The 17,705-nt window shown below is 60.8% G+C and carries 20 protein-coding genes; 10 read left to right on the top strand and 10 right to left on the bottom strand.

From position 1 onward, the window contains the following. The first annotated feature begins 148 nt into the window (after positions 1-148). From hisB to hisF, 5 genes are all read left to right on the top strand, one after another. The gene (gene hisB, locus QWI18_RS04570) at positions 149-742 is read left to right on the top strand and encodes an imidazoleglycerol-phosphate dehydratase HisB (RefSeq protein ID WP_065987388.1); all 594 of its coding nucleotides are present in this window, start codon (positions 149-151) and stop codon (positions 740-742) included. After that, positions 742-1,380, top strand: a complete 639-nt coding sequence (gene hisH, locus QWI18_RS04575) for an imidazole glycerol phosphate synthase subunit HisH (protein ID WP_369318300.1) — start codon at positions 742-744, stop codon at positions 1,378-1,380. Before hisB ends, hisH begins: the two co-directional genes overlap by 1 nt. After that, positions 1,380-1,640, top strand: a complete 261-nt coding sequence (locus QWI18_RS04580; RefSeq protein WP_037016295.1) for a DUF2164 domain-containing protein — start codon at positions 1,380-1,382, stop codon at positions 1,638-1,640. The genes hisH and QWI18_RS04580 overlap by 1 nt, the downstream gene beginning before the upstream one ends. 91 nt (positions 1,641-1,731) lie before the next feature. Further along, positions 1,732-2,481, top strand: coding sequence for a 1-(5-phosphoribosyl)-5-[(5-phosphoribosylamino)methylideneamino]imidazole-4-carboxamide isomerase (gene hisA, locus QWI18_RS04585; protein WP_065987386.1), 750 nt, complete (start codon positions 1,732-1,734; stop codon positions 2,479-2,481). A 77-nt stretch (positions 2,482-2,558) separates the two neighbouring features. Continuing rightward, on the top strand, positions 2,559-3,329 hold the full coding sequence (gene hisF / locus QWI18_RS04590) for an imidazole glycerol phosphate synthase subunit HisF (protein ID WP_065987385.1): 771 nt from the start codon (positions 2,559-2,561) through the stop codon (positions 3,327-3,329). A 76-nt stretch (positions 3,330-3,405) separates the two neighbouring features. Here hisF and QWI18_RS04595 read toward each other — a convergent pair whose 3' ends face one another. Then, positions 3,406-4,923, bottom strand: coding sequence for a serine protease (locus QWI18_RS04595; RefSeq protein WP_369318301.1), 1,518 nt, complete (start codon positions 4,921-4,923; stop codon positions 3,406-3,408). Between the two features lie 199 nt (positions 4,924-5,122). Between QWI18_RS04595 and QWI18_RS04600 the strand changes: the two genes are divergently transcribed. Then, the gene (locus tag QWI18_RS04600) at positions 5,123-5,905 is read left to right on the top strand and encodes an ABC transporter substrate-binding protein (protein ID WP_296306447.1); all 783 of its coding nucleotides are present in this window, start codon (positions 5,123-5,125) and stop codon (positions 5,903-5,905) included. Positions 5,906-5,939: 34 nt separating this feature from the next. Here the strand turns inward: QWI18_RS04600 and QWI18_RS04605 are convergent, their stop codons facing one another. From QWI18_RS04605 to gpmI, 4 genes are all read right to left on the bottom strand, one after another. Next, the gene (locus QWI18_RS04605; RefSeq protein ID WP_296306449.1) at positions 5,940-6,740 is read right to left on the bottom strand and encodes a divergent polysaccharide deacetylase family protein; all 801 of its coding nucleotides are present in this window, start codon (positions 6,738-6,740) and stop codon (positions 5,940-5,942) included. Position 6,741: 1 nt separating this feature from the next. Then, complete coding sequence (locus tag QWI18_RS04610; protein ID WP_065987381.1) at positions 6,742-8,073, bottom strand: S41 family peptidase; 1,332 nt, start codon at positions 8,071-8,073, stop codon at positions 6,742-6,744. A 30-nt stretch (positions 8,074-8,103) separates the two neighbouring features. Next, positions 8,104-9,426 carry a murein hydrolase activator EnvC gene (locus QWI18_RS04615; RefSeq protein ID WP_065987380.1) on the bottom strand — a complete coding sequence of 441 codons (1,323 nt, stop codon included), beginning with the start codon at positions 9,424-9,426 and terminating at the stop codon, positions 8,104-8,106. Between the two features lie 138 nt (positions 9,427-9,564). Further along, a complete protein-coding gene (gene gpmI / locus QWI18_RS04620; RefSeq protein WP_065987379.1) occupies positions 9,565-11,100 on the bottom strand; it encodes a 2,3-bisphosphoglycerate-independent phosphoglycerate mutase in 1,536 nt (511 codons plus the stop codon). A 161-nt stretch (positions 11,101-11,261) separates the two neighbouring features. Between gpmI and QWI18_RS04625 the strand changes: the two genes are divergently transcribed. The 3 genes from QWI18_RS04625 to secB all read left to right on the top strand — a co-directional run bounded on the left by QWI18_RS04625 (position 11,262) and on the right by secB (position 12,502). Beyond that, on the top strand, positions 11,262-11,675 hold the full coding sequence (locus tag QWI18_RS04625; protein ID WP_065987378.1) for a rhodanese-like domain-containing protein: 414 nt from the start codon (positions 11,262-11,264) through the stop codon (positions 11,673-11,675). A gap of 1 nt (position 11,676) precedes the next feature. Further along, entirely contained in the window at positions 11,677-11,931 is a 255-nt protein-coding gene (gene grxC, locus QWI18_RS04630; RefSeq protein ID WP_065987377.1) for a glutaredoxin 3, read from the top strand. Between the two features lie 76 nt (positions 11,932-12,007). Beyond that, complete coding sequence (gene secB / locus QWI18_RS04635; protein WP_065987376.1) at positions 12,008-12,502, top strand: protein-export chaperone SecB; 495 nt, start codon at positions 12,008-12,010, stop codon at positions 12,500-12,502. A gap of 77 nt (positions 12,503-12,579) precedes the next feature. On the opposite strand, the gene QWI18_RS04640 is transcribed toward secB, so the two are convergent. Then, positions 12,580-13,035, bottom strand: coding sequence for a tRNA (cytidine(34)-2'-O)-methyltransferase (locus QWI18_RS04640; RefSeq protein ID WP_037016260.1), 456 nt, complete (start codon positions 13,033-13,035; stop codon positions 12,580-12,582). Between QWI18_RS04640 and QWI18_RS04645 the strand changes: the two genes are divergently transcribed. Then, positions 13,034-13,474: a hypothetical protein gene (locus QWI18_RS04645; RefSeq protein WP_192130818.1), complete on the top strand. Its 441-nt coding sequence runs from the start codon at positions 13,034-13,036 to the stop codon at positions 13,472-13,474. The genes QWI18_RS04640 and QWI18_RS04645 overlap by 2 nt on opposite strands. A 362-nt stretch (positions 13,475-13,836) precedes the next feature. Here the strand turns inward: QWI18_RS04645 and tauD are convergent, their stop codons facing one another. The 4 genes from tauD to tauA form a co-directional block, all read right to left on the bottom strand. Continuing rightward, the gene (tauD, locus tag QWI18_RS04650; protein ID WP_296311080.1) at positions 13,837-14,670 is read right to left on the bottom strand and encodes a taurine dioxygenase; all 834 of its coding nucleotides are present in this window, start codon (positions 14,668-14,670) and stop codon (positions 13,837-13,839) included. A gap of 68 nt (positions 14,671-14,738) precedes the next feature. Further along, entirely contained in the window at positions 14,739-15,584 is an 846-nt protein-coding gene (gene tauC, locus QWI18_RS04655; RefSeq protein ID WP_369318302.1) for a taurine ABC transporter permease TauC, read from the bottom strand. Next, a complete protein-coding gene (gene tauB, locus QWI18_RS04660; RefSeq protein WP_369318303.1) occupies positions 15,581-16,372 on the bottom strand; it encodes a taurine ABC transporter ATP-binding subunit in 792 nt (263 codons plus the stop codon). The genes tauC and tauB overlap by 4 nt, the downstream gene beginning before the upstream one ends. Positions 16,373-16,453: 81 nt before the next feature. After that, complete coding sequence (gene tauA / locus QWI18_RS04665) at positions 16,454-17,431, bottom strand: taurine ABC transporter substrate-binding protein (RefSeq protein WP_369318304.1); 978 nt, start codon at positions 17,429-17,431, stop codon at positions 16,454-16,456. Between the last annotated feature and the right edge of the window lie 274 nt (positions 17,432-17,705).

A 17,705-nucleotide genomic window follows, 5' to 3' on the forward strand; every position in this document is an offset into this window, starting at 1 on the left:
TTGCCTGAATGTATTCGCTTGTACACACATGTCTATCGCATGCGGCCGGCATTTCCCTCGGTCCGGCATTGCTCGCTTCATGTTTCTGTTTCCCCGCCACACGCCTATAATGGCCGCCTTTTCGCCCAATGATTTAGCGGAGCTGGTGATGGCCGAACGTATGGTGTTCGTCGAGCGCGACACCCTGGAAACCCAGATCAAAGCCTCGATCAACCTGGATGGCACCGGAAAGTCCCGATTTGATATCGGCGTTCCTTTTCTTGAACACATGCTCGACCAGATCGCCCGTCACGGGCTCATCGATCTGGACATCGAATGCAAAGGCGACCTGCATATCGACGATCACCACACCGTGGAAGATGTCGGCATCACGTTGGGTCAGGCGTTCAGCAAAGCTATCGGCGACAAAAAGGGAATCCGTCGCTACGGCCACGCCTACGTCCCGCTGGATGAAGCGCTGTCGCGCGTGGTCATCGACTTCTCCGGTCGGCCTGGCCTGCAGATGCACGTCCCGTACACCCGCGCCACCGTCGGCGGCTTTGATGTGGACCTGTTCCAGGAGTTCTTCCAGGGCTTCGTCAACCACGCCAATGTCACGCTGCACATCGACAACCTGCGCGGCCACAACACCCACCACCAGATCGAAACCGTCTTCAAGGCGTTCGGCCGTGCATTGCGCATGGCAGTAGAGCTTGATGACCGCATGGCTGGCCAGATGCCTTCGACCAAAGGCGTGCTGTAATGCAGACCGTCGCTGTTATCGACTATGGCATGGGCAATCTGCACTCGGTGGCCAAGGCGCTGGAGCACGTCGGCGCCGGCCGCGTGCTGATCACCAGCGACGCCGACGTCATCCGTGAAGCCGACCGTATCGTGTTTCCCGGGGTCGGCGCGATTCGTGACTGCATGGCTGAAATCCGCCGCCTGGGCTTCGATGCCCTGGTGCGTGAAGTCAGTCAGGACCGTCCGTTTCTCGGCATCTGCGTGGGCATGCAGGCGCTGATGGAGCGCAGCGAAGAGAGTGGCGGCGTCGATTGCATCGGCGTATTGCCCGGTCAGGTGCGCTTTTTCGGCAAGGATCTTCACGAAGACGACCAGCATCTGAAAGTCCCGCACATGGGCTGGAACGAGGTGGCGCAGGCCGTGGATCACCCGCTCTGGGCCAACATTCCGGACATGGCGCGGTTCTATTTCGTACACAGTTACTACATCGAATCGCCCAACCCGCAGCAGATTGTCGGCCGTGGCCATTACGGTCATGACTTCGCCGCCGCCTTGGCCGATGGCTCACGTTTCGCCGTGCAATTCCACCCCGAGAAGAGCCATACCCATGGCCTGCAGTTACTGCAGAACTTCGCGGCGTGGGACGGCAGCCGGTAATGAGCAAGAAGACCAAACCGCCGATCCTGACCCTCACTCCCGAGCAGGAGAGCGAGGCGTGCCACACGATCAAGCGGTTCATGGAAGACCGTTTCGAGCTGGACCTGGGTTCGTTCGAGGCGGCTGAAATTCTGGAATTGTTCACCCGCGAGATCGCACCGCATTACTACAACCGGGCGATCTTCGATGTTCAGACGCACCTCAAGGAGCGTTTCGAAAGCATCGAAAGCGACCTGTGGGCGTTGGAGAAGAGCAGCTAGAAGCGTCAAGCCTCAAGCTGCAAGAATTAGTAGAGATGCGACTTGCAGCTTATGGCGTGCGGTTCGCGGCTTTTAGACGAAGGAAAAGCTGATGCTCATTATTCCCGCGATCGACCTTAAAGACGGCGCATGTGTACGTCTGCGCCAGGGTCGGATGGAAGATTCCACGGTGTTCTCCGATGATCCGGTGAGCATGGCTGCCAAGTGGGTCGAAGGCGGTTGCCGTCGCTTGCACCTGGTTGACCTGAACGGCGCATTCGAAGGCCAGCCGGTCAATGGTGATGTCGTGACCGCGATTGCCCGTCGTTACCCGAACCTGCCGATCCAGATCGGCGGCGGTATCCGCTCGCTGGACACCATCGAGCACTACGTCAAAGCCGGCGTAAGTTACGTGATCATCGGTACCAAGGCGGTCAAGGACCCTGACTTCGTCGCCGAAGCCTGCCGCGCGTTCCCGGGCAAAGTGATCGTGGGCCTGGATGCCAAAGACGGCTTCGTCGCCACCGACGGCTGGGCTGAAGTCAGCACCGTGCAGGTGATCGACCTGGCCAGGCGCTTTGAAGCAGACGGCGTCTCGGCCATCGTTTATACCGACATCGCCAAAGACGGCATGATGCAGGGCTGCAACGTCCCGTTCACCGCCGCGCTGGCTGCCGCGACCCGCATTCCGGTGATCGCTTCGGGCGGCATTCATAACCTGGGCGACATCAAGGCGCTGCTCGACGCAAAAGCACCGGGCATCATCGGCGCAATCACTGGCCGTGCGATCTATGAAGGCACGCTGGATGTGGCTGAAGCCCAGGCGTTTTGTGACAGCTACGCAGTCAGCTCCGAGCAGTAAGCTTCAAGCTGCAAGCTGACCTCGATCCGCTTCTACTTGCAGCTTAAAGCTTGAAGCTTGTTACTTAAGGACTAACCATGGCCCTCGCCAAACGCATCATCCCTTGCCTGGACGTCGACAACGGCCGCGTGGTCAAGGGCGTGAAGTTCGAGAACATCCGCGACGCCGGTGATCCGGTCGAGATCGCCCGGCGTTATGACGAGCAGGGTGCCGATGAGATTACCTTCCTCGACATCACCGCCAGCGTCGACGGCCGCGACACCACGCTGCACACCGTCGAGCGCATGGCCAGTCAGGTGTTCATCCCACTGACCGTGGGTGGCGGCGTGCGCACGGTGCAGGACATCCGCAATCTGCTCAACGCCGGTGCCGACAAGGTCTCGATCAATACCGCTGCGGTGTTCAACCCCGAGTTCGTCGGCGAAGCCGCCGCCCGCTTCGGCTCGCAGTGCATCGTCGTGGCCATCGACGCCAAGAAGGTTTCGCTGCCCGGCGAAACCCCACGCTGGGAAATCTTCACCCACGGCGGTCGCAAGCCGACCGGCCTGGACGCGGTGATGTGGGCGAAGAAGATGGAAGACCTCGGTGCCGGCGAAATCCTGCTGACCAGCATGGACCAGGACGGCATGAAGAGCGGCTTCGATCTGGGCGTGACCCGGGCGATCAGCGATGCCCTCGGCATCCCGGTCATTGCTTCCGGTGGCGTCGGCAATCTGCAGCATCTGGCAGATGGCGTGCTGGAAGGTCATGCCAGCGCGGTGCTGGCAGCGAGCATTTTCCACTTCGGCGAATACACCGTGCCAGAAGCCAAGGCGTTCATGGCCAGGCAAGGGATTGTGGTTCGCTGACCCTGATGCGCTGGCTGACCATAGCCTGGTCAGCCAGCGCCACTTCCTTGATCCAGCTTACTCGGCGACTCTCCGATCAGGGCAGCAATAGATCGGTGCGCGGCGACGATGCCTGACTGGCCATGTCGTAGGCCTTGGAGCACAGCTTCATCGGTGATGGTGTCGCCTCGATGATCATCACCTCGTCGAATTCAGGTCTGTAGCCCTGCGGGTCATCGCACTGCACAGTGTCAGCCGGGCCGGATTTGAACGTGTACACCCAAAGCGTCGGGTTGGAGTAGTACGGCAGCACTTTGTAGCCGCCATCGGCCATGCGCTCGATGGTCAGTTCCGGCATTCGGGGCGGACCCGGCGGCGCGATTTCCATTGCCACAATCACCGGCTTGTTCATCATCTCTTGCGCGGGTCGCTGGTCAGGAGAGTCCACACCGATGATGCACAGAAAATACAGGCCGGCCTCCGGGCCTACGCGATCATCGATCAACGCCTGCGTGGCGCCCTGGGCGTTGCTGTAGTGATGCGGGCTTTCACATTCCGTCGGCGTGCGAACGGCTTTGTAGCGGTAGAAAGGGGTGTCCAGCGAGAACGGCCACGACCACGTGGGCAAAACGGTACGGCCCTGATCGTCAAGGGTTACCCGGCTATAGGGGTTTGGCGAGTAGCTCGCCCCCAATGTCATCTTGAGCGTCGATTGCAATGTGCATTCAATGTCCAGCGGGTTGAATACGCCTTGGCTGAAGCAGGTCTTGAGGCCCAGCGCCGGGCTGGAATAAGAGGTGTCTGGGGATAGCACCGGTAGCCCGTTGTTGATCTCGCAGGGCGCGTTCGGCTGGCAGCGATTTTCCTCTTTGACGCCCTTCGTGGACGTGCTGAGTACGCCAACGATCTGATTGGAAACCCTGTCCAGGACGGGGCTGCCGGAACTTCCCGGCGCCACACCCCGGCAGCGATGTTTATGAAATCCGCGGAAGACATACACATCCTCCAGCAGGTCCGCGCTACCTTCCAGTGGGCATGCCGACAGGCGTAATGCAGGTGCGTCTTCGTGGCCTGAAGGGACGCCGACGATCACCAGATTCACGCCATTGCCAGGTGCATGGGTACTGATGCTCAGTGGCTCGATGCCTTTGTCGAGCAGCGACTGCAGCGATGTGTCCAACTCGATAATGGCCAGGTCTGCACCACGGGTGGTCGCTCGCACCAGTCTTTTCAACCGGGAACGCTCGGTGTTTTGCAGGTTGCCCAGAAAGTAATCGAAATCGATATGGCCATCCACAGGGATGTCGCTCGAGATATTCATGGCGTCCTGACTCACGCAATGGCCACTGGTGAGGATGTAAGCAGGCCCTGATGCAACCGGACTGCCGTTGCGTGAATCAATCAAGGACGCGCTGCAATGGATGTCGGGCCTCTCTTTGCTGGGTTGCAGACGGCCTACCGCCCTCCATGGGGCGTGACGGTTTTGCGCGTTATCGAGAGGGATGGCCGCCGAGTCATTCTCCAGTCCCTGGCCATAATCGTTTGCCTGGGTAACGCCTGCGCCCATGAGGCTGATGAGCGCGACGCTGCACACAGTATGTGTGAGATTTTTCATTGAATACCTGTCTGGTCTGTTGGCGCCCGCGTCTGGTGCGGGCCGTTGGAAAGAGGCCGTCAGGTAGTCAGATAAAATGCGCTCGGGTCACATACATATTTATGGCTTCAGCGACAAAGCACGGCTGCCGGCCGAAGGCTCTGGACAACGGTGCGGAGGGCCTGCACCCTGTGCGAAGTCATGGATAGAGATGAGTCAAATGCTGAGAATTTCAGCTTTTCTTTTTGCGCTGTTCGGTTGTGTTGCAAGCGCAGTGATTCATGCAGAAGAGCTGAACGGCTCTGCTGGCGGAAGCACGCGGGCGGACACCTCGTTTGTCCTGCTGACAGAGAACTTCCCGCCTTACAACATGGCCACGGACGGGAAAAACTTCGCCCAGGAAAGCAACATCGAGGGCATCGCCGTCGAGGTGGTGCGCGAGACCTTCAAGCGCGCCGGTATCGGCTACAACCTGACCCTGCGCTTCCCCTGGGATCGCATCTACAAACTGGCGATGGAAAATCCCGGCTACGGCGTGTTCGTGACCGCGCGATTGCCCGAGCGCGAAAAGCTCTTCAAGTGGGTCGGACCGATCGGCCCCGACGACTGGATTTTGCTGGCGCGGGCTGACAGCCCAATCCAGCTGAGCACGCTTGAAGCCGCGCGGTCTTATCGAATCGGCGCCTACAAGGGCGACGCCATTGCGATGGAGCTTGCGCGTCAGGGCATGAAGCCGATCACGGTGCTCAGCGACAAGGATAACGCCCGGAAGCTGGTCGACGGTCAGCTCGACCTGTGGGCCACCGGCGATCCGGCGGGGCGATACCTGGCGCGGCAGGAAGGCATCACGGGATTGAAAACCGTGCTGCGCTTTAACAGCGCCGAACTGTTTCTGGCATTGAACAAAGACACCCCGGATGCAGTAGTCCAGCGGCTGCAACGTGCGCTGGATCAGCTGCGCAAGGAAGGCGTGGTCGATTCGATTTTCGCCGAATATCTCTAAGGACTGCCAGCACCTCTGGCGAAGCGCCTTCGGCCTAGCGATAACGCCCGTTCTTGCCATGGCCGGCCATCGCCTCATTTCCGCGCTCAGTGACCATGTGGCGGATCTCGATCAGCTCTATAGCTTGGGATTTAAGCTTGGGCAGCTCGCGCTCGAGCACATCGAGCGTCACTGGATAGGGGTGGCCGATCATCACGGCCGAGCCCTGCTTGTGCGCCAGTTTGATCGCCGTCTGGAGCTGGCCGCTAATGGCCTCTGCGGTGCGCTCGTCGTCCAGGAAGACGTCGCGGGACACGCTGGCGAGACCGATCTTCTGCGCCTCGGCAGCGGCAACGGTTTTGGCGCTGGTGCGGCTGTCGACCAGAAACAGATGGCGGCGCTGCAATTCGCCCACTAGCCAGCCCATGGCCACCGGCTCTGCCGTCATGCGGCTGCCCATGTGGTTGTTGATGCCAGCGGCAAAAGGGACTTTCAGCAGCGCGGCGTTCAGACGCGATTCGAGTTCGGGGAGTGGCAATTCGGGATGCCAGGCGTACGGCCCGGTCGCGGGGTCCATGGGCATGTGCAGCATGACGGTCTTGCCAGCCTTGTGCGCCTGACGGGCAAACTCGGTGGCGTGGGGCGTGTCAGGCATGATTGCCAGCGTCACGGGGCCGGGAAGGGCCAGCGCGCGGCTGTCCCGATCAGGGTTCTGTCCGAGATCATCGATGATCAAACTGAGATAGGCGACCTTCGGCGCTTTGCCGACGGTCGCTGAGGACTCGGCGGGCGCTGCATGTGCAGCACCCGTTGTGAAGGCCAGGGCGCAGATCAGCCCGGTCAACCAGACGCGCATCTCAATTGCCGCGCGTGACACTCAAACCCTTGAGCAAGCTGAGGGCCTGGTTCATCTGGTAGTCATCGTCCTGCGGACGCGCCTTGCCAGCCTTCGCCTTGGTGGTCGGCTTGTCTGCGCCGCCGTTGCCGTTGCCCAGGTGGCCGAGCAGATCGGCCTCTTTGTAGTTGTCGCCATCGGCTTCGGCGGTGAGCTTGGCGCGTTTGACTTCGATGTCCGGGTTGATCCCCTGGGCCTGAATCGAGCGACCGTTAGGCGTGTAATACAGCGCAGTGGTGATCTTCAGCGCACGGTCGTTGGCCAGCGGCAGAACGGTCTGCACCGAGCCTTTGCCGAACGTATCGGTACCCATCAGGATGCCGCGCTTCTGGTCTTGCAACGCGCCGGCGACGATTTCAGACGCCGAGGCGCTGCCGCCGTTGATCAGCACAACCAGAGGCACGCCCTCGCTGGCGTCGGCCGGGTCTGCCGAGAAGCGCAGTTCGGAATTGGCGATGCGGCCTTTGGTGTAGACGATCAGGCCCTTGGTCAGGAAGTGGTCAGCCACTTCAACTGCCGCCTGCAATACACCGCCCGGGTTGTTGCGCAGGTCGAGGATCAGGCCGCTCATCTTTTTGCCGTTGTCTTTGCGCAGCTTGGCCAGTGCCTTGCCGACTTCTTCACCCGTTTTGACCTGGAACTGGGTGATGCGGATATAGCCGTAACCCGGCTCCAGCATCTGCGCTTTCACGCTTTTGACCTGAATGGTGGCGCGCGCCAGTGTCACGTCGAACGGGTTGCCGCCGTCACGCACCAGTGTCAGGGTGATTTTCTCGCCCAGCTTGCCGCGCATCTTGTCCACGGCTTCCTGCATCGTCTGGCCCTGGGTCGGCGTGCCGTTGATCTTCACGATCAAGTCTCCAGCCTCGATACCAGCCTTGGACGCAGGGGTGTCATCGATGGGGGAGACGACTTTTACAAAGCCGTCTTCGACGCCCACTTCGATACCCAGCCCGCCGAACTCGCCGCTGGTGCTTTCCTGCAGCTCCTGGAAATCTTCCGGACCCAGGTAGGCGGAGTGCGGGTCGAGGTTGCTGAGCATGCCCTTGATGGCGTTTTCCAGCAGAGTCTTGTCATCAACGGGCTCGACGTAAGCCGCTTTGATCCGGTCCATGACCTCGGCGAAAGTGCGCAGCTCGTCGAGCGGCAGCGGCGCCTTGATATTCGCGGCGTTGGCGGGCGCAGTGGCGGCAGGCACAGCAGCCGGGGTGGCGCCGGCAGCCTGGGCCAGAGGAGCGCCGATAACCACGGCGATAGTCAGGGCCAGCGAGGTGAGGCGGGACGAAAACAGCATGTCTTACGAACTCCTGAGTGAGGTGTCGACTTATCCTTGAGTGCGACACCATTGGGCCGGATCACTAGGGCGACCCTGCTGACGAATAGCGAAATACAACGCCGGAGTGTCCTGACCGCCACCACTGTTACCGACAGTGGAGATCGCTTCTCCGGCTTTTACGACGTCACCGGCCTCTTTCAACAGGCTCTGGTTGTGACCGTACAGACTCAAATAACCATTGCCGTGGTCGAGGATGACCAGAAGCCCGGCGCCGCGCAACCAGTCGGCGAAGACCACCCGACCACCGTGCACCGCGCGGACCTGGCTGCCTGCAGCCGCACTGATCAACACACCGTCCCACTTGGTGCGCTCGTCATCGCCACGGCTTTCGCCGAATCGCGCCAACAATCGACCATCGACGGGCCAAGGAAGTTTTCCCCTTGCTTGCTCAAAAGCGCCGCCATAGGACTGACCGGCGCTGGAAACCATCGCGCCGGGCGCCTTGGTCGGGCGCCGAGGGGCCACATCGCTGTCGTCCTTCGCGTCGTCTTTCGCGCGGTTTTTCGCCAGCGCTTCTTGCTCGCGTTGCCGTTTCTCGGCTTCTTGCTGCGCCAACAGCGCTTTCTGACGCGCCTCTTCGGCTTCGCGGGCCTGACGGGCGAGGGTTTCTTCAATGGTCTTGAGGACCTTGGTCAGGTCGGCCTGATCCTGCTGCCGCGACTGCAGCTTCTGATCGCGGGCTTTGTAATCCTGATTCAGCTTGGCCAGCGCCACCTGACGTTCCTGGCGGACGGTGTCGAGCTGGGCTTTCTGGTCATCCAGCGAACTCTTCTGCACCAGAAGCTGCGCTTGCTGCAGGTCGATGTCTTTCTCGACGCCGGCCAGCTGGCGCAGGGTTTCGTTGAAGCTGCGCAACTGCTCCAGGCGTGCCTTGCTCAGGTAATCGTAATAGGTGAGGGTGCGGGCGAATTTTTCAGGGTTCTGCTGATTGAGCAGCAGTTTGAGGTATTCCTGGCGGCCGCTCTGATAAGCAGCGCGGGCCTGGATGGCGATCAATCGTTGTTGTTCAACGCGTGCGCTCTGGAGTTTTTTTTTCTCCTGGTCGAGCCGTTGCAGCTCGCTTTCACTCTTTTTTAGTTCCTTTTGCAGGGCCTCCACCTGCTTTTCCAGCTTGCCCATCTCGGTTTCAGTGGAGCGCAGGTCTTTCTGGACCCCGGACTTTTCTTCTTGCAACTGGCCCAGCGCTTTCTTCAGTTCGGTGATGTCCTGACGCGTGGCATCCAGCTGTTTCTGCGTTTGTGCGCGATCATCGTCGGCGAAGGCCGGATTGAGCAGGCAAATCAAGGCGAGGGTGATCAGGGCGCGAAGCATGAGGTTGGGCGATACCAGGAGTAAAGACGGGCCTAGTATGCCCGGCGGTGGCTGCAAAAAAAACGCTCGGACGACGTGGCCGTCAGACATTTCATACAAAACCGGCCCGCCAGCGACTGGCGGGCCGGTTCAAGGGGCTTACTTGGCGACCAGAATCGGGGTGCCAGTCATCTCTTGCGGGATTTCCATGCCGAGCAGCATCAGCATGGTCGGTGCCACGTCGGCCAACACGCCGCCTTCGCGCACCTTCAGGTCACGCTTGCCGACATAAACGAAAGGCACCGGCTCAGTGGTGTGAGCAGTGTGAGGCTGGTGGGTCTCCTCGTTGGTCATCTGTTCGACGTTGCCGTGGTCGGCCGTGATCAGCGCTTCGCCGCCGACTTTTTCCAGCGCCTGGGTGATGCGGCCGACGCAGACGTCCAGGCACTCGACTGCCTTGACCGCTGCTTCCATGATCCCGCTGTGGCCGACCATGTCGCCGTTGGCGTAGTTGACGACGATCACGTCGTAACGCTGATGCTCGATGGCGTCGACGATTCGGTCGGTGACTTCCGGCGCGCTCATTTCCGGCTGCAGGTCGTAGGTCGCGACTTTCGGTGACGGGATCAGGATGCGTTCTTCGCCGGGGAAGGGTTCTTCACGGCCGCCCGAGAAAAAGAACGTCACGTGGGCGTACTTCTCGGTTTCGGCGATGCGCAGCTGCGTCTTGCCGTTGTTCGAGAGGTATTCGCCGAGCACGTTGTGCAGGCCGGCTTTTTCGAACGCCGCGGGTGCGTCGATGTTGGCGGCGTACTTGGTCAGCGTCACGAAGCCGGCCAGTCTGGCCTGACGACGACGGGCGAAGTCTGCGAAATCGTCTTCGACGAACACGCGGGTCAATTCGCGGGCACGGTCGGAGCGGAAGTTCATGAACACCACCGCGTCGCCGTCCTCCACTGTCACCGGCGCGCCAATGCGGGTGGCTTTGACGAATTCGTCGTTTTCGCCGCGCTCATAGGCAGCGTCCAGCGCGGCCTTGGCGGTGTCGGCGTGGAATTCCGACGTGCCGTCAACAATCAGGTTGTAGGCCGACTCGACACGGTCCCAGCGATTGTCGCGGTCCATGGCGAAGTAACGGCCGATGATCGTGGCGGTGCGACCTTTGCCCAGGCGCGCGTAAGCGGCTTCCATGGTGGCGAGGTATTGATGGGCGCTGCGCGGTGGCGTGTCGCGGCCATCGAGGAAGGCGTGCAGGTAGATCTTGTCGGCGCCGCGCTGGGCCGCGAGCTCAACCATCGCCACCAGGTGATCTTCATGGCTGTGAACGCCGCCGTCGGACAACAGGCCGAGGATGTGCACGGCCTTGCCAGCGCCCACGGCCTGATCGACGGCTTTGCAGATGGCGGGATTTTCGAAGAACTCACCGTCGCGGATCGCTTTGGTCACGCGGGTGAAGTCCTGATACACCACTCGGCCGGCGCCCAGGTTCATGTGGCCGACTTCGGAGTTGCCCATCTGCCCGTCAGGCAGACCGACATCCATGCCGGACCCGGAGATCAAGCCGTTTGGCATGGTCTGGTACAGGCGATCGAAGACCGGCATCTTCGCTGCGTAGACCGCATTGCCGTGGTGGCTGTCGCTGTGACCGAAGCCGTCCAGGATGATCAGAACCAAAGGTTTAGGCGTGGTAGTCATGAATCCCACTCTTGGCTAATAGGTGAAGTAGAAAAAAGATCGACAGTTTAGGGACAAGTTCAAATCAGCGACAAGCTAAACGGAGTGACTGCCGTACGGGCTTTGGCCCACCTTGGGGGCTGTGTATACTGGCCGACATTTTAACGCCCTGGAACCTGATGATGGTTGCTCACCTGATTGAATTTGCCACGAACCACTATTTGCTGACGGGTGCTTTCGTCATCCTGCTGGGCCTGCTGATCGCAACGGAGCTTAGCAAAGGTGGCCGCAGCCTGAGCACCGGTGAACTGACCGCCATGGTCAACCGCGATGAAGCCGTTGTTATCGACGTGCGCGCCAAGAAAGACTTCACGGCTGGCCACATCGTCGGTGCCGTGAATTTCCCTCAGGACAAAATCCTGACCCGCACCGCGGAGCTGGAGAAATTCAAGCCTAAAACACTCATTATCGTTGATGCCGCTGGCCAGCACGCCGGCCACACCGCCCGTGAGCTGCTGAAAGCGGGCTTCAACGCCGCCAAACTGTCCGGTGGTGTCTCATCATGGCGCGGCGACAACCTGCCGTTGGTGAAGTGACATGACCGACGTCGTCGTCTACTCCAGCGATTACTGCCCATATTGCTCCCGCGCCAAGTCGCTGCTGGCGGGCAAGGGCGTCGGCTTCCAAGAGATCAAGGTCGACGGCAAGCCACAGATTCGCGCTGAAATGACCAAAAAATCCGGGCGTACCTCGGTTCCGCAGATCTGGATCGGCTCGGTCCATGTGGGCGGTTGCGACGACCTGTTCGCCCTGGAGCGCGCCGGCAAGCTGGATAAGCTGCTGAGCGCCTGAATTCGAGCCGGGATGTGGAAGCGATGGTTCGTCGCACAGCCCGGAAGCCTACAAGACCTCAATGTAAGGATTTGAGATGACTGATCAACCGAATAACGGCGCCATTTCCAACGAAGAAGAAGCACCGCAGTTTTCCCTGCAGCGCATCTATGTTCGCGACCTGTCGTTCGAAGCGCCAAAAAGCCCGGCGATCTTCCGTCAGGAATGGACCCCGAGCGTCAGCCTGGACCTGAACACCCGCCAGAAGCAGCTGGAAAATGACTTCTACGAAGTCGTGCTGACCCTGTCGGTCGAAGTGAAGAACGGCGAAGAAATCGCCTTCATCGCTGAAGTGCAGCAAGCCGGTATCTTCCTGATCAAGGGCCTGGATGCCAGCTCGATGAGCCACACCCTGGGCGCGTTCTGCCCGAACATCCTTTTCCCGTACGCTCGCGAAACCATCGACAGCCTGGTTGTCCGTGGCTCGTTCCCTGCGCTGATGCTGGCCCCGGTGAACTTCGACGCCTTGTACGCGCAAGAACTGCAACGCATGCAGGAAAGCGGCGAAACGCCAACGCCTACCGTTCAGTAAGCGTTGTCGCTGCAATGAAAAAGCGCCTGTGATGGGCGCTTTTTTGTGGGCGGCGTATGACTTTCGGCGCGTAACGGCTACTTGAACCCCAACTGCCGCCAGCCCTCATACACCGCAACCGCCACGGTATTCGACAGATTCAGACTGCGGCAGCCTTCGCGCATCGGCAGGCGCAGGCGTTGATCGCTCGACAGCGGATCCAGCACCTCCGGTGGCAGGCCTCGGCTTTCCGGGCCGAAGAGAAAGGCATCACCCTCCTCAAATTGCGCATCGTGGAAAACCCGTGAGCCCTTTGTGGTAAAAGCGAACAACCGCGGATGGCCGATGCTTTCAAGGCAGCTCGGCAGGTCAGCGTGACGATGCAGCGTGGCGTATTCGTGGTAATCAAGGCCGGCTCGACGCAGGCGCTTGTCATCCAGCTCGAAGCCCAGCGGCTCGATCAAATGCAGGCTGCAGCCGCTGTTGGCGCAGAGCCTGATGATGTTGCCGGTATTCGGCGGAATTTCTGGTTGAAAAAGGATCACGTGAAACATGCACGGCTCCGAACGAAAGGACGGGATGCATTCTACCCCTGAAGAAGACCCCAGACCGAAGCTGTGGCCCAAGTTTCTGGGCTCGGTGGCGATCGTCGGCGTCATGGTCGGGCTGATGATCGGCCGCGTGACGACCCCGGACCCCATTCAGCTGCAAAGCATCGAAGTGTTACCCAGCGGCGTTGCCGTGTGGTTCAACCGCGAGCCGCAGCTCCACGGTGAACACATCGATGGCGCGGTGGCGTTGCTGTTCAACGCCCAGGGTCAGCCGCAGAAGGGCGAACTGAAGCTCAACGGCAAAGACGTGCGCTGGAGGGTGCAACGAAGCGATAAGGGATTGTTGCTGAACCTGCTGGCTGCCCGTCCTCTGCACGGCGACTGGCGCGGTGCAACCCAGGACGGGCGCTGGAGACTGGAGGTCAGTCTCCGAGAGGAATAAAAGAGGGGAATCCCCGGCCTGCCTGTACCAAGGTCCCCAAAACTGGTGATGTATAACCTATTGCAGCCTGCGTGCCAGTTTTGAGAAAAGTCTGTAGGAATATTCGTAATGTCCCGCAGGCGTCGGGTTTAGGGCCTTGGAGACCGTGCCTTTTCAATGCCTGTATGGAGCTGAGGTTCGAATCGGCTTTCGGAGTTGGACGTTTGATGAGCGTTTTTGCACGCTATTCGCGCATTTACCCGTGTCAAGTGACCAAAGTGATGCACGCCCTAAATCAGCCGCAAATCTATAGCGCACTCACCGGCCTCTTCCCGGCTGAAGCCGGTCCCACTAAAAGCATCAGCGCATCTGCCGGCCTTTTATCAGAACGGCGCATCACCCAGGATCGTCGCACGGTGCATCACACGGCGCTGCGGGCGGTAATCGTCCACCGCGTAATGCTGGGTCACGCGGTTGTCCCACATGGCCACGTCGTTTGCCTGCCAGCGCCAGCGCAGGGTGAACTCCGGGCGCGTCCCATGGGCGAACAGCAACTTCAGAATCGCCTCGCTTTCAGCAGCTTCCAGTTCATTGATCCGGGTGGTGAAACCGTCGTTCACGAACAACGCTTTGCGACCGCTGACCGGGTGCGTGCGAATGACCGGGTGCGACAGCGGCGGGTTCTTACGGCGCGTCTCCTCCCAGCGCGCGAGGTCTTCAGCCGTGTTGCCAAAACGCTCCAGCGGAAATGACCGGGTGAAGTCATGGGTCGCGGTCAAGCCGTCGAGCAAGGTCTGCATCGGCCCGGACAGCGCTTCGAACGCGGCGATGCCGCTCGCCCACAACGTATCTCCACCGTAAGCCGGGACCTGCTTGGCGCTGAGCACCGCACCCAGCGCAGGCGTCGGCAGAAAGGTGACATCGGTGTGCCAGATGGCGTTGTCGCGCACGTCGGTGACCGCGGTGTCGAGAACCAGCACTTCAGGCTGTTCCGGCACGTTCGGGTAGATCGGATGAATGTGCAGGTCACCAAAGTTGGCGGCGAAGCGTGCTTGCTGCTGCGGCGTGATCGGCTGGTCGCGGAAGAACAGCACCTGATGATCAAGCAGCGCCTGTTCGATAGCGTTGCGTTGTTCGCCGGTCAGGTCGCGGCTGAGGTCAACGCTGCTGATCTGTGCGCCCAGTGCCGGGCTGAGCGGGTGGATGTCGATGCTCATGATGGTCTCGAGTGTGCTCGTGTGTTCGGCGCCGAGGTGTCGGCGTAGTCAGTCATAAGGTTGTCGATTCAGTGGTTCTGGCCATGCCAGGGCACGAGCTTGCGTTGCAGCGCGCGCAGGCTCATTTCCAGCGCGAAAGCGATCAGCGCGATGACCAGAATCCCCAGCACTACCACGTCGGTCACCAGAAATTGCGCGGCTGACTGGACCATGAAACCCAGGCCACTGGTGGCGGCGATCAGCTCGGCAGCCACCAGCGTCGACCACCCCACGCCGAGGCCGATGCGCACGCCGGTGAGGATGTCGGGCAGGGCGCTGGGCAGAATGACGTAGCGAATGAGTTGCCAGCGGGTGGCACCCAGGGATTGAGCCGCGCGCAGTTTTGCGCTGTCGACCGTGCGCACACCGGTGGCGGTGGCAATGGCGATCGGCGCGAAGATCGCCAGATAAATCAGCAGGACTTTGGAGAATTCGCCAATGCCGCACCAGATCACGATCAACGGCAGGTAGGCCAGCGGCGGCACCGGACGATAGAACTCGATCAGCGGGTCGAAAATGCCTCGCGCGATTCGGTTGTGACCAATGGCGATGCCGATGGGGATGGCCGTCAGCACGGCGAAGAAAAGCGCCAGGCCGATGCGCTGCAAACTCGCGCCCAAGTGCTGCCAGAGCGTGGAGTCCATATAGCCCTTGGTCATCAGCAACCAGGCTTTTTCCAGCACAGCGGCGGGCGGCGGCAGAAACAGCGGTTCGACCCACTCAAGGGCTGTGATCACCCACCAGCCGCCCAGCAGGACGGCGAGGGTAAGGGCGCTGATGGTGCGCGTGCTCAGATAAAAAGAAGAGGGCTGATGGCGTGCGGTGTTTGCCGGCGCGCGGGTGAGCGCCGGCTCCGGCGATTGATAAAGACTCATGCCCGTTGCTCCCGAACGCTCTGCCGCTGGGAAAATACCCGTGCCAACACGTGCTCGCGGGTTTCGATGAAGCGAGGGTCGGACTTGATGGCGCGGGCCGATTCACCTGCGCTGTAACGCTGACCGAAGTCGAGCTTCAGGTGCTCGACGATGTGACCGGGGTTGGGCGCAAGCAGAATCAGATCGGTCGACAGGAACACCGCTTCCTCAATGTCGTGGGTGATAAGGAAGACCGGCTTGGCGCTGCGTTGCCAGACCTGCAGCAGCAGCTCTTGCATCTGTTCACGGGTAAAGGCGTCCAGCGCGCCGAAAGGCTCGTCCATCAGCAGCACACGTGGGTCGGCCGCCAATGCGCGGGCGAGGCCCACACGTTGTTTCTGCCCGCCTGACAATTCCCAGATACGCCGCTTCTCGAAGCCGGCGAGATCGACCAGCGCCAGCATATCGCGCGCTTTGGCCTCGCGTTTTTCACGGGCGATGCCCGCCAGCTCCAGCCCGAATGCGACGTTGGCCAGTACATCCTGCCAAGGCAGCAGAGCGTCATCCTGAAACACGACGCCACGCTCGGCGCTCGGCCCGCTCACCGGCACGCCATCGAGGGTAATGCGGCCTGCGCTGGGCGCGACGAACCCGGCAATCAGGTTCAGCAACGAAGTCTTGCCGCTGCCGGATGGGCCCAGGGCAGCCAGCAGTTGCTGCGGACCGAGGGTCAGGGAAATATCCGACAGCACCGGCGAGGCCGCACCGGGATACTGTGCGCTGATGCGCTCCAGTTGTAACAGGGCCATGGCATGGACTCCGCTTCTGATAGATGTGCATGAACGGCCATGGCTGTCGAAGCCGGCGCGGTACCCGGATGACGCTTGCGCTTACGGGGTGACGAACTTCGCGCTCACATAAGGGCTGTAATCGGCCAGCACGGCGTCGACCTTGCCCTGTTCCTTGAGAAACGCGGCGGTCTTGGTGATCGCGTCGGTGGTTGGCGCGCCCAGCTCACTGACCTGATCGGCCGCCAGTGGGTAGACGTTGCTCTGCAACAGGCCGGGGATGTCGCCCGGTTTGGCGCCGGACAGCTTCACCAGTTTGTCGACGTTGCTCGCGTTGGCCAGCCAGGCCGCTGGATCCTTGCGGTAGGCGGCGTAGGCGTCCAGGGTGGTTTTGGCGAAGGCTTTGACGACCTCAGGATGCTTGTCGGCGAAGTCTTTGCGCACGATCCACGCATCAAAGGTCGGCGCGCCGAGTTCCGCCAGCTCGCCCGACGTGATGAGCACCTTGCCTGTCTCCTTGGCGACGCCGAGTGCCGGGTCCCAGACGTAAGTGGCGTCGATGTCACCGCGTTTCCACGCCGCCGCAATGGCCGGTGGGGCGAGGTTGAGAATGGTCACTTTTGCCGGGTCGATCTTCCAGTACTTAAGGGCGGCGAGCAGGCTGTAGTGGCCGGTCGATACGAACGGCACGGCGATCTTCTTGCCGATCAACTCCTGTGGGCTGTTGATGCCGGAGCCATTACGCGCAACCAGCGCCTCGGCAGCGCCGATCTGGGTGGCAATCAGGAACGTCTCCACGGGTACTTTTCGCGTGGCCGCCGCGGTGAGAGGGCTGGAGCCGAGATAGCCGATCTGTACGTCACCCGACGCGATCGCGGTGATCACGTCCGCCCCGTTATCGAATTTACGCCATGAAATCTTTGAGCCCGTCGCCTTTTCATAGGCGCCATCGGCCTGGGCGACCTTTGCCGGGTCCACGGTGGTCTGGTAGGCGACCGTAAAGTCGGCGGCCTGAACGAACAGCGCCGAGCCGGCGAGCGATAAGGCCGCGAGGACGCGTAGGGGCTTGAGCAATTTCATGGTGACGCTCCGTGGCAAGGCACACCGCCTTCGAATGGCGCAGAGCGTAAATGATCTAAGAAACTCGAAATAAATAACCTTTTGGAATGGGCTTAGCGTTTATTTCCATACGGGTAGGTGTCTTCCCCCGCATGGAGTCCTTGAGAAAGCGCCTGCTGCGATGGGAGGTCATCGAATCGTCACAATTTGTAAATACGATCGCGACGCCTGTTTAAGGATGTGCTGCGGGGATGTGTGGTCGTCTTGTGAGCAGATTTAGACGGCTGATCAGCGC

It is taken from the genome of Pseudomonas sp. W2Oct36, assembly GCF_041060465.1.
Classification (GTDB): domain Bacteria; phylum Pseudomonadota; class Gammaproteobacteria; order Pseudomonadales; family Pseudomonadaceae; genus Aquipseudomonas; species Aquipseudomonas graminis_B.